Below are 14,554 nucleotides of genomic sequence, written 5' to 3' on the forward strand. Positions count from 1 at the left end.
CCGCAAGGCGCAAGCCCACCTCCCCCAAATACAAAAAAAATCCCGACTTTCCATCGGGATTTTTTCAATTCACAATTTCTCTAAAACGCAAATGTAATTTGCGATTAGAAGCAAGCAGTGCAAGGCGCGAACCCCCGTAGCGTACTTTCGTACGTGAGGGGGCGAGCAACGCGGCAATGCGCCGCTTATCATCGCAAGTTACTTGTCGGTCAGGGCTGCGACGCCCGGCAGGACCTTGCCTTCCAGGAGTTCGAGAGAAGCGCCACCACCGGTAGAGGTGTGGGTGACCTTCTTGTCTGCGCCGTACTTCTTAGCTGCAGTAGCGGTATCGCCACCACCGATCACGGTGATTGCACCAGCTGCGGTAGCTTCGACGATTGCGTCAGCCATAGCCTTGGTAGCCTTTTCGAATGCTTCGAATTCGAACACGCCTGCAGGACCGTTCCAAACGATGGTCTTGGAGGACTTGATAGCTTCAACGAACTTCTTGGTGGATTCTGCACCAACGTCCAGACCCATCCAGCCAGCGGGGATACCTTCAGCGTCAGAAACAGCCTTGGTAGCAGCGTCAGCAGCGAACTTGTCAGCAGCGATGTAGTCAACCGGGAGGATGATTTCCTTGCCAGCAGCCTTAGCCTTAGCCATCAGTTCCGGAACCAGCTTTGCGCCTTCTTCGTCGAACAGAGAAGAACCGATTTCGATATTGTCGATCACCTTCTTGAAGGTGAATGCCATGCCGCCGCCGATGATGATCTTGTCAGCCTTGTCCAGGAGGTTGTTGATGAGCTGGATCTTGTCGGCAACCTTAGCACCGCCGAGGATTGCGAGGAACGGACGCGGGGGGTTGTTGAGAACTGCGTCGAATGCCTTGAGTTCCTTGTTCATGAGGAAGCCAGCAGCGCGCTGCGGCAGTTCAACACCAGTCATGGAAGAGTGGTCGCGGTGAGCGGTACCGAATGCGTCGTTAACATAAACGTCAGCGAGCTTGGTGAGAGAAGCGCGGAATGCCTTGACAGCTTCCTTGTCAGCCTTAACCTTGTTGCCTTCAGCGTCCTTCTTCTTGCCTTCTTCTTCGATGTGGAAGCGGAGGTTTTCGAGGAGGATGATTTCACCCGGCTTGATAGCGGCGCAAGCAGCTTCAACTTCAGCACCAGCACAGTCAGAGAGGAACTTCACCGGCTTCTTGATGAGTTCTTCGAGCTTCTTGGCAACGGGAGCGAGAGTGTACTTCATGTTCACTTCGCCATTGGGGCGGCCCAGGTGAGAAGCGAGGATAACAGCAGCACCCTTATCGAGAGCGCACTGGATAGTGGGGAGAGCAGCTTCGATACGCTTGGTGTTGGTGATTTCGCCGGTGACCTTGTCCTGGGGAACGTTGAAGTCGACACGGATGAACACGCGCTTGCCAGCGAGTTCGAGATCTTCAATAGAAAGCTTTGCCATGATTAGCACCTTCTGGTTAGAGTTAAAATTTACGGACTAAAATATAGTAAAAGGGGGCAAAAAAACATGGTCAAATGCACAAATCAACTATGCAAAGCACACTTTTGTAAATTTTTCTTTATATAATTTGTATCATCTATCCGACTATCCCTTAATCATTTACCTTTGTATACTGCAAAAAACTTTCCTTTGTGAATTTTCAATCTTTTTTTTATATATTTCACGAAAAATAGTCCATATTGGAGTTATCAAATGAAACGTTCAATTTTGTGGGCCCTGTGCCTTTCTGTCGTGTCCGCTTTTGCCGGTCCGTACGATATTAATGAATTTGATGCTAAGGACGCCGGTACTCCCGACGAATACATCTCTGCCGAATTCGGTGGCGAACTGAAGACCATCCCGGCAGACGAAGTGGAATCCCTCCAGGATGGCCGTCTGGTCGTCCGTCAGAAGTTTGTAGACCCGTTCGGCGACAACGACGCGACCTACCAGCTCTACCAGGGCTCCGCAGGCGACCTGTCCTCCATGACCGCCATGACCGCTGACGGCGTCGACTACTCCAAGCTCCTGACCGCCAAGGTTTACTCCAAGCGCGGCATGGACGCCGACAAGGACGTCGAAAAGGTATACTTCGATGGCAAGTCCGTCTTCGCCGACGGCCTTTCCTCTGCAATCGTCTTCATTGACGGCAGCCCCGTGACCCTCAAGGGCGAAGGCGCCGACGAACCTGTCGCCGAAACCGCTGCCGCTGCAACCAGCAGTGACGAATACTGCGACGACGATGAAGATTGCGAAGACGATGATGATGTCTTCCAGTACAAGACTACCGCTCCGATAGACAACTCTGCAGCCGACAGCCGTGACCAGGCAGCCAGCGACGCAGCAGGCAACGTAGGCGACCGTTTCGGTATCGCTGACGAAGTCCGCTTCTGGAGCGCAGTGGGTCTCACCGCCCTGGCCGCAGCAAGCATCGTCATGGGCATCCTCCAGCAGAAGGAAGCCAACAAGGCCCAGAGCGCCTACGACGACCTGGACGAACTTAAGGGCAACCTCCTCCGCGCCTGTAACGGCAACCCCAGCTGTGAAGAAGTGATGATTTCCAAGGGCGAGTACGTGCTTAGAACCACCGAAGAAGGCCCCGTCTACTGGACCATGCAGAGCCTCCAGAACCGTATGAACGAAAACAAGAAGACCCACGATTCCTATGCTTCTGCCCGTAACATCTGGTTCGGCGTAGCAGGCGCATCTATCGCAGGCGCAGTCGTTCTCTACGTATGGTAACAGAACTCGGTAAAATCAGCCTTCGGGACCTTACTTTCGACTGCATCATCGGGACCCTTCCCTATGAACGCGAAAACGAACAGCCGATCGTACTGAACGTGACCGTCTGGTCTGATTTTACCCTCGCTGCCAGAAACGAAGACCTGGCACACTCCATAGACTATGCACAACTGGCGGAAGACCTGAAAGGGTTTATCCGCCTTTCTTGTTTCCAGCTGGAAGAAACCCTGGTGTACCGCTGCGCCGAACGCATTCTCGGGAATTATCCCAAGGCTCAGGCCGTCGAGGTTTCCGTCAGAAAGCCGTGCGCCATCCCTGATTGCGTCGGGGCAGAATCATCCATTAGGATGCGACGCTAAGCAAGAGATAAAACAAGAGATTAAGCAAGAAGCGCCCCTCCGTTAGGAGAGGCGCTTTGCTTGTGATGAGGGGACGGAGGAGAAAGTTCTTTTACAACGTTCAATCAGGAGCGAAAGGAACGATAGCGAAGCGCCTCGGACAGGTCCAGAATTTCGACGGCAGGAGCCCCGCGAAGGTCAGCTATGGTCCGTCCCACCTTCAGGAGCCTGAAGTAGCCTCGTGCACTCAAGCCCATCTTGTCGGCGGCAGATATGGCAAAACGCTCGGTAGCTGCAGACAACCTGCAGAACGATTTCGCCGCTTCGGACGACATTTCCGCATTGGTCTTGAAAGGGAGATTCTTAAAGCGATCCCTCTGCAAGGCCCTAGCCTCACAGACCCGCTTGCGAATGTCTGCAGAAGTCTCAGATATAGTGGCCCCGCTGGCAAACTGGGATGCCTCCACAGAGGGCACACTGACCTGGATATCGATACGATCCAGCAGCGGTCCCGAAATTTTTTCCTGATATCGCTTGCGGGCTTCCGGCAGGCACGTACAGCTCCGTTTTGCATCCATGGCATAGCCACAGGGGCAAGGATTCATGGCAGCCCCCATCATAAAACGAGCAGGCCACACGACCGTTCCGCTAGCCCGGCTCACCGAAATGAGTCCCTCTTCCATCGGTTCTCGCAAAGCCTCCAGGACACTGCGGTTGAATTCGGGGAGTTCATCAAGAAACAAAACGCCATTATGAGCCATGCTAGCCTCCCCAGGCCGCAAATGCACGCCGCCCCCAACAAGAGACACCATAGACGCCGAATGGTGTGGCGTCCGGATAGGACGAACCATTACCGGCTTAAAGCATTCCATATCCCCTGCAGCCCTTGCGCAGGAATGTATGCGGGTCGTCTCGAGAATTTCCTCATCCGTCATTTCGGGGAGGATTCCCGGAAGGCATTTGGCACATAATGATTTTCCCGCACCGGGAGAACCAACCAACAGGAAATTATGGGCTCCGGCAGCAGCCACCTCAAGAGCTCTTTTGACCCCTTCCATCCCGATGACATTCTTAAAGTCTGGTATTCCCTGTATGCAGGCATACCCCTGTCCAGCGCCCCTCTCCGCTCCATGCGCGGCAGCCAGTCCCGCCGCCGAAACAGCCTTAGACACAGCCCCCTTTTCTAACACACCAACGCATTCCTTTAGGGAATCCGCACACACGTACCGCACACCTTCTACAAGACGCACCTCCCGTTCGTTCCCCCGAGGCACCACAAGAACGTCTCTCTTGCGATCAGGGAGACTCATGGCCACCGAAAGGACTCCACGAACAGGCTTCAACAAACCATCTAGGGAAAGTTCCCCCACAAACACCAACCGTTCCAAATCAGGAACTTCAATTTCGCCGGTAGCCACAAGAAGACCGATAGCCAACGGCAGGTCAAGGGCACTGCCCTCCTTCCGCAAATCCGCGGGCGACAAGTTCACCGTCGTTCGGAAACCTGTCACCACCTTATCTATGGAACGGATGGCCGAGACCACTCGTTCCCTAGATTCCCTTACCGCATTGTCAGGTAATCCAACCAAAGTAAAACCCGGCAGCCCCTGAGAGGCGTCGACCTCGACGCTTACGGGAACAGCCTTTATTCCAAACAGGCAGTAAGAACGGATTCTATGGAACAAGAGAACCTTCCTAGGCCATGGCGGCCTGATAGCGTTCAAGAACACAGTTTTCGATGTGTTCACGGAGCTGGCGGGTAACGGGAGAGCAAATGGTGCGGAATTCCTCGCCCTTATAGAAAGGATCGTTCGGATAGCCCACAAACATACCGTTTTCACCATCCATCACACGAAGACCACGAATCAACATCTGGTCATTCAGGACTACGGTGGCAAGCCCCTTAATATGTCCCATGCTAGGTCCTTCCTTAAAAGGGAAAACCTGGACACTGGTGACCGCAAGACAATCAAACTGACTTGTTGCCTGTTTGACTTCATTTTCTTTTATCTGTTCTGCCATAAAGACCTCCTAAGTCATTGGCGTTAACTTATCCAACATCTAACGGTTTACCAGAACCGTCCGATGACGCCCCCTTAATGCAAAAGCCATGCCAAATACAAAAACGCCCTTTTTCATCAAAAAAAGGCATTCCCATTTTTTCATTCTAAATTAAGCAGCGATTAATCACTGATTAATCAGTGATTATCTATCTTATAGCCATGCTTCTTAATGCAAATCTAAACTGGCCTCAGAATCAGGGAAAAGTTCTCCCCTCAGTCCTTGCCGACGTAGAAATCAGCGCCGACTATTTTACCGTCAGCTTTACCATCGAGGAACCCGACACCTGCTTCCGTGCCGAAGTGCAAGAAGACAACGGCCGCAGTTGGGAAGATTCCTGCGTAGAAATTTTCCTGCAGAACCCAGCAAACCCCAGCGAGTACTTCAACTTCGAAACGACAAGCCGAGGTTTCCTGCTGGCAGCCCACGGGCCAGATCGCAACAACCGTACCACCCTGTCCCAGGAAGACATCAACAAGGTCATCCGCACAAAGCAAGTGGCCAGCGTCGCCGGGAACCTGGTCTGCTGGGGAATGACCGTACAGATTCCCGCCAGCCTCTTCGGGCTGAATTCATTTGTCGGAAAGTCTCTTCGTGGCAACCTCTATAAATGCGGCGACAAGTCCCAGTCGCCCCACTATCTGAGCGCCTTCCCCGTAGAAACAGAAAAGCCGGATTTTCACCGGCCCGAATTCTTCAGAGAATTTGTATAAAGTGTGCGGCGATTACTGCCGCTTTTTTTATTTCATCTTGATTTTCATTTCGAAGACCTGACGTCCTGTCTCATCTTCAATCTTCATGTAGGTGGCGCCCTTGTGGTCCGCACGGAAAATCTTCAGCAGAGTTCCTTCCATGGACTCTCCCAAAAAATGGACTTCCATTTCGGAGGGAGTACAAAGTTCCCAGTCTGCAGAAGAGAACACGTTCATCGACAGTTCGATGTACTTGATGTTGTTCATATGATGAGACATGTCCAGATGCTGAGGCAGAACCCGCTGCTGGTAAATCTCTTCGTACTCATCGGGAGTCACTTCGAACTTGGTAAACTTGTCATCGAGGACCTGTTCCGGGAAACCCTCTGTAGGAAAGCCCACCGTAGAAAGTTTCATGGGACGATGACGTACCAAATCCAGGCAGCAGGCCTCCTGTACGGCCAACACAATGGGTTCGCCCTCGGTTGTGGTAATGGCGGTACTTTCATAAGTTCGAATCAGGCTGTTACTTGTAGGGTATGAAGTCGTCACCACCTTATCACCCCAGAACGGGCGCTGGAAAAATTTCAGTTTGGCCTTGGAAATAACCCAATAGCCGCCCTTTTCCTTTACGAAAAAATTATCCTGTTTGAGTTTCCCCAGATTTTCACAGAGGTTATCCTGGACCATAAGAACCGTCTGGGCCACGCCCATTTTCCCGGACACGTCAATATAAGCCGACGTAACGGTACGGGGCTTCTGGAACACCAGCGGATTCTTTGCAAGGGAGTAAATATCGATCATGGCAGTGAAGAGTGAAGAGTGAATAGTTTACTTGATTAATATATATGCAAAAAAGAAAAAGTACCGGCAAAAATGTCGGTACTTCCTGAAAAAGTTTCGTTCGCGAGGCCGCGACGTTCAACTCTTAGATCTTTTTAAGAACCAAGAGATGGCCAGGAGCCTTGTTGGGATCCAGACGGACGAAGTTCTTGTTGCCGCGCCAGACGAAGGATTCGTCGGTGAGCAAGTCCTTCAGGAAGAAGAAGGAATCTTCGTTCAGGCCGAGCTTTGCCATGTCCAGTTCCACCATGCCTTCCTGGGCGTTGTCCATGTCCATATTGCAGACGAACAGGAGAACGTCTTCGCCAGACTTCTTGGAGTAAACCATGAGCTGGTCGTTGGCGCAGTAGTGGAAGTCCAGGTTATCGTATTCCTGGAGAGCCGGATGTTCAAGACGTGCGGTGTTCACGCGGCGAACGAAGTCCTGGATGCCCGGACCAGCCCAGTTATGAACCTTGTACTGATACTTTTCAGAATCCTGCAATTCTTCCTTGATGGGAGAAGGAATGTTTTCGCAGAGTTCGTAACCGTTATACATACCGGTAAGGCTGCTCAAGGTACCAGCCAGGAAGTAGCGCTGCTTGAATGCGTTGGCGCCCTTGTAAGCCAGGTACTTGGGGAAGATGTCCGGTGTGGTCGGGAAGAAGATGCCGCGCATGTATTCCTTGGCGTCGGACTGGGTCAGTTCCTTCAGGTACTGTTCGAATTCCCACTTGGCGCTACGCCATGCGAAGTAGGTGTAGCTCATGTCGAAGCCAGCCTTGGCCAGGCGATGCATCATCTTGGGGCGGGTGAAGGCTTCTGCCAGGAACACCAGTTCCGGACGCTTTTCCTTGACGTCGGCGATGAGCCATTCCCAGAAGGGGAAGGGCTTGGTGTGGGGATTATCGATACGGAAAATTTCGATGCCCTTGTCGGCCCAGAACAGGATGATGTTTTCGATTTCCTGCCACAGTTCCTTGTAGTTCTTGTTGTAGTAGTCGAAGGGGTAAATGTCTTCGTACTTCTTGGGCGGATTTTCAGCAAACTTGATGGAACCATCAGGTTCGTGGTAGAACCATTCCGGATGTTCCTTAACATACGGGTGGTCCGGAGAGCAGTTCAAGGCGATGTCCAGAGCCAGGCGCAGACCCTTGGAGCGTGCAGCCTTGGCAAAATGTTCAAAGTCCTTCATGGAGCCCAGTTCAGGGTCGGTAGCATAGTGACCGCCGAACTTGTTACCCACAGCGTACGGGCAACCCGGTTCCAGGGGCTTACCCTTCTTGTCGGTCTTGGCGTGGAGGGCGTTGTTGGCACCCTTACGGTTGGTGACGCCAATGGGGTGAATGGGAACCAGATAAACAGTGTCAAAGCCAAGGTCGGCGATGTAGTCCAGCTGCTTTTCGCAGTCCTTCCAGGTTGCACTCTTGGTGGGGTCGGTGCCCTGGCTCTTGGGCCACATTTCGTACCAGGTACCGGTACGTGCATAGGTCGGGTCCACACGGAGCTTCATCACCGGGCTTTCGGTGGGAACATCCTTGGGCTCGATGGTCCAGGCGCAAACCTTGTATTCGTAGTAACCGATGTTGTTGACGGTAAAGGAACCTTCCCAGAGGTCGTTATCCACGAAATGCATGGGAGCCTGTTCCCACTTGACGGCGGCAGGCTTTGCTGCGGCCTTGGCGGTCTTCTTGGCCTTGCCTTCTACGGGGACATGGCGGTAAAAAATTGCGGCGTCATACTTCTCGTGGCTGTGGCGGAAAATGTCTGCCTGCACGGTCACGGAATCACCCGGTTCGCGCTTGATCATGAAACGGCCGCCCTCGATGTTCGGGCGGATATTCTCGATAACGAGATTGTCTTTTAAAGTAGGAATCATTGCCATAGTGCTATAAAATTAGAAAGGTTAAAGGATAATGGTTATAGACGTTCCATCAAAGTTATAGAAAAAAGGCACCCACCAGGATGCCTTTAAAAGTCTGCGTTGTTTCCTTGCAATCTTACTTACTCAAACGAAGGACCTGGGCTTCCTTGATTCGGAGGACTCTTTCCGTCTTGCCCAGATTCAGTTCAAAGCGGGCAAAGGGGTCGTTCACTTCGGGAGTAAATTCAATCTCGATAGACTGACCGGTCTGTGCCACTTCCTTGTGTTCCGAGAAGCCAACCGCTTCGTAAGTGGAGTAGGAACCGATTCTAACAGTAATCTCGCCTTCCACTTCAGACCAGATGGTAAAGATACACTTGTACTTGACACCGGCAATGAGAGCCACATTCTCCTGCATGAGCTGAACGCTGTAGGAGTAGTTGCCACCCTTGGTCACGTTCACCTTCATGATACGGTCGCCACTCCTTTCGGTAACGATAGCGGTGTCGGCCTTGCCGCCAAGCTGGGTCTTGAAGATCCAATCGGTGGTAAAGGGAGACTTGAAGTTTCCATTGATCAAGGTGTTCTCGCCAAGACCTGCAGCGATATTCTTCCAGATGTCGTTCACGTAGTCCATGCGTTCCACATTTTCGACACCGGCCGTATCAGCTTCGCCAACTTCCAGGTACTTATAGCGCAGCGGCTGGAAGCTAGGAATGAAGCGGTTATTCAGAGAATCCCAAAGGGCCGCGTTATTCTTTTCGTCGATGAGGATAACGCCGTCAGACAAATCAGCCTTGGAGAAGTCAAGACCGTCAGCGAACTTCTTGACGCGGAACTCCACCTGCAGGTTTGCCACATTCTTCGCGGAATCGATTTCAATCTGGGAATAATGATAGCGCAACTGCAAAGCCTGGAAGTGAGACAGGCTAAAGATAAAGGGAACATACTTACCATCGCGCAGCACTCGGCCATAAACCTTGCCGGCCTTATGGGGCTTGAAGGAAACACCAATTTCCTTCAGGTAGAAGTCCGATTCAGGCAACAGGTCGATCTTGCTGAAATCTTCTTCAACAAAGGACTGTTCCGTAAAGGAAATAGGCATGGTTTCCACGTCGGACCCTTCGTAGGGCCAGACCGTCAGACCGCGGGTCAATATGGTGTCCGTCACACTGACGTAAATGCTGTTGTATGTACGGACATTCGTCAGTTCCAGTGCAAAGGTATCCAGAATCACAGCACTATCGCTGGAGGAAGCCTTTGTAAGCGCACGGGCGGCAGTACCCTTATCGTAATCCACAACAAAGCTAGCGGTAAGCGGCAGGGACACAGGTTCTTCCGGTTCCGGAAGAATGGAATCATCCGGAGTAATCACGGGAATAGAATCCTGTCCCGTGGTATCCCCATCGGCGATAGGATTATCCAGGGACGGGTTGCCAATTTCTATACCAGCGACAGACTTGTCATCGGCACAGGCGACCAACGACAAACCAGTTAGCATCAAGCTGGCGAAAGCGGCTATGGACAAAAAGAAACGCATCACACTCCTCGAGTCAGCGGGAACAGCTGAATGTTGATTTGTACAACCTCTTCAGCTTCTCCGGCTTTTGCAGAGAAATCTAGTAGTTCTTTTCGCATAAGTTGCAAATGTTTCTTCAAATTAACGAAATCAGAGCGCTTAATTCCAAAAGTCAAGGCGGAAACGTCCCTTTCGGCACCCGGAAGGTCGTTCAGCATCTTGTTTGAAAGGCTAAGCATCTGGTTGTGGTACATCTTGACCACAACATCCTGGACTTCGTCGTCGGTCGTAATCAGCGGATTACTCTGTCTATAACCGTTAGCGGTCTTTACCAGCAGACCCAACTCCAACAGCAAGTTCAGGGATTCAGTCACCTGCGCCGGGGTAATCAAGCCACGGAGACGCTTGGAAATCTGGTCGGGGATAGGACGGAAATCCTTGAGTCCCACCATTTCCAGAATTGCGGAATGATGCCATTCCTTAAAAATTCGAAGCTGAGCCTTGTCCATCTTGTGCAGCCTGGAGCGAGGGCTTGCCTTGATCAACTGGGCGTAGTAGATTTTCTTGTCTTCGTCAGTTGTTGCCTGGTTAAAGAAAACCAGACTTTCAAAATATGCGGCACGTTGATTCTCGAGACCGAGACCGTGGATAAGCTTGGTAGCAGTGTTCTTTGTGATGTTACGCTTGCCGTCGATGGCAAGTTTCAGATGAGCATGACTAGAAAGCCCGGCCTTTTCGGCAAAAAAACGCAAACTGAAGGCCGCAGTGGTCTTCTTCTTATACTCGTAATAGTCCCTAAGGTACACCCTGTAATTGGTGTACTGCAGAACATCAGGTTCTACGAGGATATTTTCTTTCCCATTTTCCATACTTAGAAAGATAGAAGAGTGCGCCTCAATATTGAAAAAATAATCTCTTTTTGTTGTTTACTCGAGTAAACATTCTGTAACCAGAAAAACAATTCCTAACCATCGCGGGCAAGCCTTGAAAAACGGACATGATCCACGAAAATCCCGTTTTTTAACTCAAAATCGCGACATATACCCTCTTCGCGGAACCCACAGCGGCGAGCCACCCCCTGACTTTTGGGATTTTCCACCGAGGCGAAAAGTTCCAATCGGTTTAACCGCAGAGTGTCAAGGGCAAACCTACAAAGGCACTCCAGGGATTCCGTCATGAGACCGCGACCGGTAAATTCCCTGAACAGCCAATAACTCAAGGTGGCAGAATGGTTCCCCATGTTCACGTCCATCATCAGGAAGCCAGCCAGGTTCCCGACGGAGTTTTCGGCAACGTTCGCAATGGAGTTCGAGCCGCCTTCTGCCGTTTCGAAGATCTGCCAACAGCCGCCCTGGGACAAGTGAGCCTGCAGACACCAGGAGCGGGCCCTCTTTCTAAGATCCGCAGGAGACGTTTCCGCAATCCAGGGTAAGTGTTCCAGAAGAAATTCCCGGGAACCGCAAATCTTTTGGTACAGCGCGTCAGACGCCGCCTCGTCCAGTTCCCGCAGGCCAACAAGCGTTACCCGCGCCCCCTTCAGGTTCGCGGTTTCAAACACCTCGGAAAAATGTTCCTCAAAAGAATCCATGCCTTAAAGTTAGAAACTCACCACCCGGCATTCCACCGTATAAAAAAAAGCCGGCGCAGATATACCGCACCGACCTTTCTCTCTCAGTGTTAAACTTAACCGTAAACGTAACCTAGAACAGCTGCAATCACGGAAAGAACGACAATCTGTTTGACAATGAAAAGTTCATGTGACTTCATATTGGTTCCTCAAGTTCTACGAATGAGAAAATACAAAGTCAATTTCAGGAAAACAACGAATGTAAGAAGATAATCACAAAAAGACATCCCGGGTGTGAACTATATCAAAACCACGGGATGCTTAACTTTTTTTTACAATTTTCGCCGTTAAAATTTCGTATTTAGGCGCGACCGTCTTACTTCCGCATTCTCTTCTTGATCAGGAACAGACCACCCACAATCATGGAAGCACCCAGGATCAACGAGATAACAGCACTGCGGGTAAAGCCCGCAATAATAAAGGTCACGAAGGAAACGCCGGCCACGTAAAGTACGTAGGGCAGCTGCGTATTCACATGGTTCACATGTTCGCACTGAGCGCCGGCGCTGGCCATGATAGTCGTATCCGAAATGGGAGAGCAATGGTCTCCGCAAACGGCACCAGCCATACATGCAGAAATAGAAATCACCATGAGGCTGTAGTCAACACCGCCAAAGGCTGCCACCACGATAGGAATCAGGATGCCGAAAGTCCCCCAGGATGTTCCCGTCGCAAAAGCCAGGAATGCCGCAATGACAAAGATGATGGCGGGCATGAAATTCATGAAACTCGCCGCACTGCCGCTTACGACACCGGCAACAAATTCCTTTGCACCAAGAGTATCTGTTACGCCCTTCAAGGTCCAGGCGAGACTCAGAATAAGAATGGCGGGAACCATGGCCTTGAAACCTGCCGGCAGACATTCCATGCACTTGCCAAAGCGAAGTACACCGCGAGACACATACAAAATAACAGTCAGTACAAGAGCAGCGAAGGAACCCAACACAAGACCGATAGAAGCATCGCTTGCACCGAACGCATCTACAAAGCCCTTGGCCTCCTTACCACTGGCAAAGAATCCACCTGTATAAATCATACCGATGGTACAAAAGACAATGAGCAGCACAATGGGGAGCACCAGGTCCATCACCTTGCCACGACCTTCAGGAACGACAGGTTCTTCCCTTTTCGCAGCAGCGATTTCAACGGCGGACTCAAACTTCTTCATGGCACCGAAATCGATTTTCCAAAAAACAACCAGGAAAATGGCAAGCAAGGTAAACAGGGCGTAAAAATTAAAGGGAATCGCCTTGATGAAAAGTCCCAGTCCATCTTCGCCTTCCACAAAGCCCGACACAGCGGCAGCCCAGGAACTGATGGGGGCAATAATGCAGACCGGGGCCGCAGTAGAATCGATAAGGTAAGAAAGCTTTTCGTGACTGACCTTGTACTTGTCGGTAATGGGGCGCATAACGCTACCCACCGTAAGGCAGTTAAAATAATCGTCAATAAAAATCAGGATGCCAAGACAGATCGTGGCCAGCTGGGCTCCCGTCTTTGTCTTGATGCGCTTCTTGGCCCACTCACCAAAGGCTGCCGAACCACCCACACGATTCATGAGGGCGACCATGGTTCCAAGAATGACTAGGAACAGGAGGATGCCTACGTTCCAGGGATCAGAGACCTTGGCTACAAGGCCATTCTTGAAAATGGAATCCAAAAAAGTCGGAAAGCTACCCTGGCTAATGAAAAGGGCGCCAATCACCACACCGGCAAAAAGCGAAGAATAGACTTCCTTTGTCAGCAAGGCAAGGGCAATAGCCACAATCGGGGGAACCAGAGCCCAGAAAGTTCCGCTAGCAAAAATCCACTGTTCCATATTAAGGTTCCTTTTCTAAACTGGCGAGGGGTTGCTTGATGCCAGATTCTTCCAGCTTTTCAAGGACGGCAATTGCGTAGTTCAAGGCATCTAGTGCCCTTGAATTGGCGTACACCTTCATATCATTCAGGGCCATTATGGCCCTTACGTTATCCATCTTTTTTTCGCTCATACAATCTCCTTTGAACGAAGTCTTAAAAATCAAACATCCTTACCGCGGTAAGCCATAATGGCCAGCACCACAAAACTCCCTGCGATGATTCCGATCAAGGGCAAGTCGGCCTGGTTCATCAGGAACATCTTGAAAAGTTTAACCGCCTGTGAACTGATGAAAGCATAACCAGCAGAACACAGGATCACGAACAAGGCGAAACGGCCCACAAAGGGCACGCTCCTGGTAATCTTCTTGAAGTAGCCATTGATGGATGCGCCATAAATCATTAGAAGCGTGGCGATGATACCCACCGAAATAGAATCCATGTGGAATCTGAGAAAGCCTGCAAACTCGTGGATGTAGTGATTCATGCCCCTAATCTAAAACAGATTAGGAAGTGTGTCAACCGAGGAGTTGTCGATAAACCGCAGAGGCTTGTTCGGGAATAATTTGCGCCAGGCCTCTTCGGAATCCTTGTCCTTCTGCAGTTCCATGCGGCGCAAGGCATCGGCCTCGTTCATATTGCGGTTCTTGGTAAGGCGCTGGAGACGCACTTCTGGCGAGGCCATGACCACCCAGATTTCAGACAGATGTTCCACCAGCTCAGGGACATTCTCGAAAAGGGCGGCCTCCACAAAGTCGGGATTTTCCTTGATGAGGTAGGAAGTCAAAACCGGATAGACCAGATTTTCTAGGCGGAGTCGGGCGCCCGCATCCCTAAAAATCAGGTCGGCAAAAAAATTGCGGTTCACGCCGGATTCCGTCAGCGATTCCGGGCCGAATTCGTTGGCGATGGCTGAGCGCAATTCACCATGGTCGCGGTACAGCTGATGCACGGCCAGGTCTGCATCGATTACACGGATTTTACGTTCGCGGAGCTTGTGTCCTACGAAGGATTTTCCTGCACCAATCTGACCTGTTATACCGATCATAA

Annotated in this window: 15 protein-coding genes; 3 read left to right on the plus strand and 12 right to left on the minus strand. The window is 51.1% G+C overall.

What is annotated here, in order from left to right:
* Positions 1-198 precede the first annotated feature (198 nt).
* Positions 199-1,443, minus strand: a complete 1,245-nt coding sequence (gene pgk, locus MMG03_RS14420; protein WP_073159565.1) for a phosphoglycerate kinase — start codon at positions 1,441-1,443, stop codon at positions 199-201.
* Between the two features lie 252 nt (positions 1,444-1,695).
* On the opposite strand from pgk, the gene MMG03_RS14425 reads away from it, so the two are divergent.
* Together MMG03_RS14425 and MMG03_RS14430 are read left to right on the plus strand one after the other, a co-directional pair.
* Entirely contained in the window at positions 1,696-2,724 is a 1,029-nt protein-coding gene (locus tag MMG03_RS14425) for a hypothetical protein (protein WP_073159563.1), read from the plus strand.
* A complete protein-coding gene (locus MMG03_RS14430) occupies positions 2,718-3,083 on the plus strand; it encodes a dihydroneopterin aldolase (protein ID WP_073159561.1) in 366 nt (121 codons plus the stop codon). The genes MMG03_RS14425 and MMG03_RS14430 overlap by 7 nt, the downstream gene beginning before the upstream one ends.
* 104 nt (positions 3,084-3,187) lie before the next feature.
* On the opposite strand, the gene MMG03_RS14435 is transcribed toward MMG03_RS14430, so the two are convergent.
* Positions 3,188-4,747 (minus strand): YifB family Mg chelatase-like AAA ATPase, encoded by a 1,560-nt coding sequence (locus tag MMG03_RS14435; protein WP_073159559.1) that lies wholly within the window; start codon positions 4,745-4,747, stop codon positions 3,188-3,190.
* Positions 4,748-4,757: 10 nt separating this feature from the next.
* On the minus strand, positions 4,758-5,084 hold the full coding sequence (locus tag MMG03_RS14440; protein WP_073159557.1) for a SpoVG family protein: 327 nt from the start codon (positions 5,082-5,084) through the stop codon (positions 4,758-4,760).
* Positions 5,085-5,284: 200 nt separating this feature from the next.
* Here MMG03_RS14440 and MMG03_RS14445 point away from each other — a divergent pair, with 200 nt between their 5' ends.
* Positions 5,285-5,836, plus strand: coding sequence for a carbohydrate-binding family 9-like protein (locus MMG03_RS14445; protein WP_073159672.1), 552 nt, complete (start codon positions 5,285-5,287; stop codon positions 5,834-5,836).
* Positions 5,837-5,863: 27 nt separating this feature from the next.
* Here MMG03_RS14445 and MMG03_RS14450 read toward each other — a convergent pair whose 3' ends face one another.
* From MMG03_RS14450 to coaE, 9 genes are all read right to left on the minus strand, one after another.
* Entirely contained in the window at positions 5,864-6,619 is a 756-nt protein-coding gene (locus tag MMG03_RS14450; protein ID WP_073159555.1) for an acyl-[acyl-carrier-protein] thioesterase, read from the minus strand.
* A 124-nt stretch (positions 6,620-6,743) separates the two neighbouring features.
* Entirely contained in the window at positions 6,744-8,522 is a 1,779-nt protein-coding gene (locus MMG03_RS14455) for an alpha-1,4-glucan--maltose-1-phosphate maltosyltransferase (RefSeq protein WP_249506601.1), read from the minus strand.
* Positions 8,523-8,637: 115 nt separating this feature from the next.
* Complete coding sequence (locus MMG03_RS14460; RefSeq protein ID WP_073237348.1) at positions 8,638-10,041, minus strand: carbohydrate binding domain-containing protein; 1,404 nt, start codon at positions 10,039-10,041, stop codon at positions 8,638-8,640.
* On the minus strand, positions 10,041-10,889 hold the full coding sequence (locus MMG03_RS14465) for a TIGR02147 family protein (RefSeq protein ID WP_073237345.1): 849 nt from the start codon (positions 10,887-10,889) through the stop codon (positions 10,041-10,043). The genes MMG03_RS14460 and MMG03_RS14465 overlap by 1 nt, the downstream gene beginning before the upstream one ends.
* Positions 10,890-10,984: 95 nt before the next feature.
* Complete coding sequence (locus MMG03_RS14470) at positions 10,985-11,608, minus strand: GNAT family N-acetyltransferase (protein WP_073286125.1); 624 nt, start codon at positions 11,606-11,608, stop codon at positions 10,985-10,987.
* A gap of 355 nt (positions 11,609-11,963) precedes the next feature.
* Positions 11,964-13,466 carry a Na+/H+ antiporter NhaC family protein gene (locus MMG03_RS14475; protein ID WP_101479723.1) on the minus strand — a complete coding sequence of 501 codons (1,503 nt, stop codon included), beginning with the start codon at positions 13,464-13,466 and terminating at the stop codon, positions 11,964-11,966.
* Position 13,467: 1 nt separating this feature from the next.
* Positions 13,468-13,638 carry a hypothetical protein gene (locus MMG03_RS14480; RefSeq protein WP_158236688.1) on the minus strand — a complete coding sequence of 57 codons (171 nt, stop codon included), beginning with the start codon at positions 13,636-13,638 and terminating at the stop codon, positions 13,468-13,470.
* 29 nt (positions 13,639-13,667) lie between these two features.
* The gene (locus MMG03_RS14485; protein ID WP_073159543.1) at positions 13,668-13,991 is read right to left on the minus strand and encodes a DUF3392 family protein; all 324 of its coding nucleotides are present in this window, start codon (positions 13,989-13,991) and stop codon (positions 13,668-13,670) included.
* Positions 13,992-14,000: 9 nt separating this feature from the next.
* Positions 14,001-14,552, minus strand: a complete 552-nt coding sequence (gene coaE / locus MMG03_RS14490) for a dephospho-CoA kinase (RefSeq protein ID WP_073159541.1) — start codon at positions 14,550-14,552, stop codon at positions 14,001-14,003.
* Positions 14,553-14,554: the final 2 nt, after the last annotated feature.

The sequence above is a fragment of the Fibrobacter sp. HC4 genome, from assembly GCF_023373925.1.
GTDB lineage: Bacteria > Fibrobacterota > Fibrobacteria > Fibrobacterales > Fibrobacteraceae > Fibrobacter.

What these genes read in the sequence shown, in the direction of transcription:
- pgk (WP_073159565.1), bottom strand. Translation starts at nt 1,443, where the DNA reads ATGGCAAAGCTTTCTATTGAAGATCTCGAACTCGCTGGCAAGCGCGTG.
- MMG03_RS14440 (WP_073159557.1), bottom strand. Translation starts at nt 5,084, where the DNA reads ATGGCAGAACAGATAAAAGAAAATGAAGTCAAACAGGCAACAAGTCAG.
- MMG03_RS14480 (WP_158236688.1), bottom strand. Translation starts at nt 13,638, where the DNA reads ATGAGCGAAAAAAAGATGGATAACGTAAGGGCCATAATGGCCCTGAAT.
- MMG03_RS14475 (WP_101479723.1), bottom strand. Translation starts at nt 13,466, where the DNA reads ATGGAACAGTGGATTTTTGCTAGCGGAACTTTCTGGGCTCTGGTTCCC.
- MMG03_RS14465 (WP_073237345.1), bottom strand. Translation starts at nt 10,889, where the DNA reads ATGGAAAATGGGAAAGAAAATATCCTCGTAGAACCTGATGTTCTGCAG.
- MMG03_RS14430 (WP_073159561.1), top strand. Translation starts at nt 2,718, where the DNA reads ATGGTAACAGAACTCGGTAAAATCAGCCTTCGGGACCTTACTTTCGAC.
- MMG03_RS14485 (WP_073159543.1), bottom strand. Translation starts at nt 13,991, where the DNA reads ATGAATCACTACATCCACGAGTTTGCAGGCTTTCTCAGATTCCACATG.
- coaE (WP_073159541.1), bottom strand. Translation starts at nt 14,552, where the DNA reads ATGATCGGTATAACAGGTCAGATTGGTGCAGGAAAATCCTTCGTAGGA.
- MMG03_RS14460 (WP_073237348.1), bottom strand. Translation starts at nt 10,041, where the DNA reads ATGCGTTTCTTTTTGTCCATAGCCGCTTTCGCCAGCTTGATGCTAACT.
- MMG03_RS14470 (WP_073286125.1), bottom strand. Translation starts at nt 11,608, where the DNA reads ATGGATTCTTTTGAGGAACATTTTTCCGAGGTGTTTGAAACCGCGAAC.
- MMG03_RS14455 (WP_249506601.1), bottom strand. Translation starts at nt 8,522, where the DNA reads ATGGCAATGATTCCTACTTTAAAAGACAATCTCGTTATCGAGAATATC.
- MMG03_RS14450 (WP_073159555.1), bottom strand. Translation starts at nt 6,619, where the DNA reads ATGATCGATATTTACTCCCTTGCAAAGAATCCGCTGGTGTTCCAGAAG.
- MMG03_RS14425 (WP_073159563.1), top strand. Translation starts at nt 1,696, where the DNA reads ATGAAACGTTCAATTTTGTGGGCCCTGTGCCTTTCTGTCGTGTCCGCT.
- MMG03_RS14445 (WP_073159672.1), top strand. Translation starts at nt 5,285, where the DNA reads ATGCTTCTTAATGCAAATCTAAACTGGCCTCAGAATCAGGGAAAAGTT.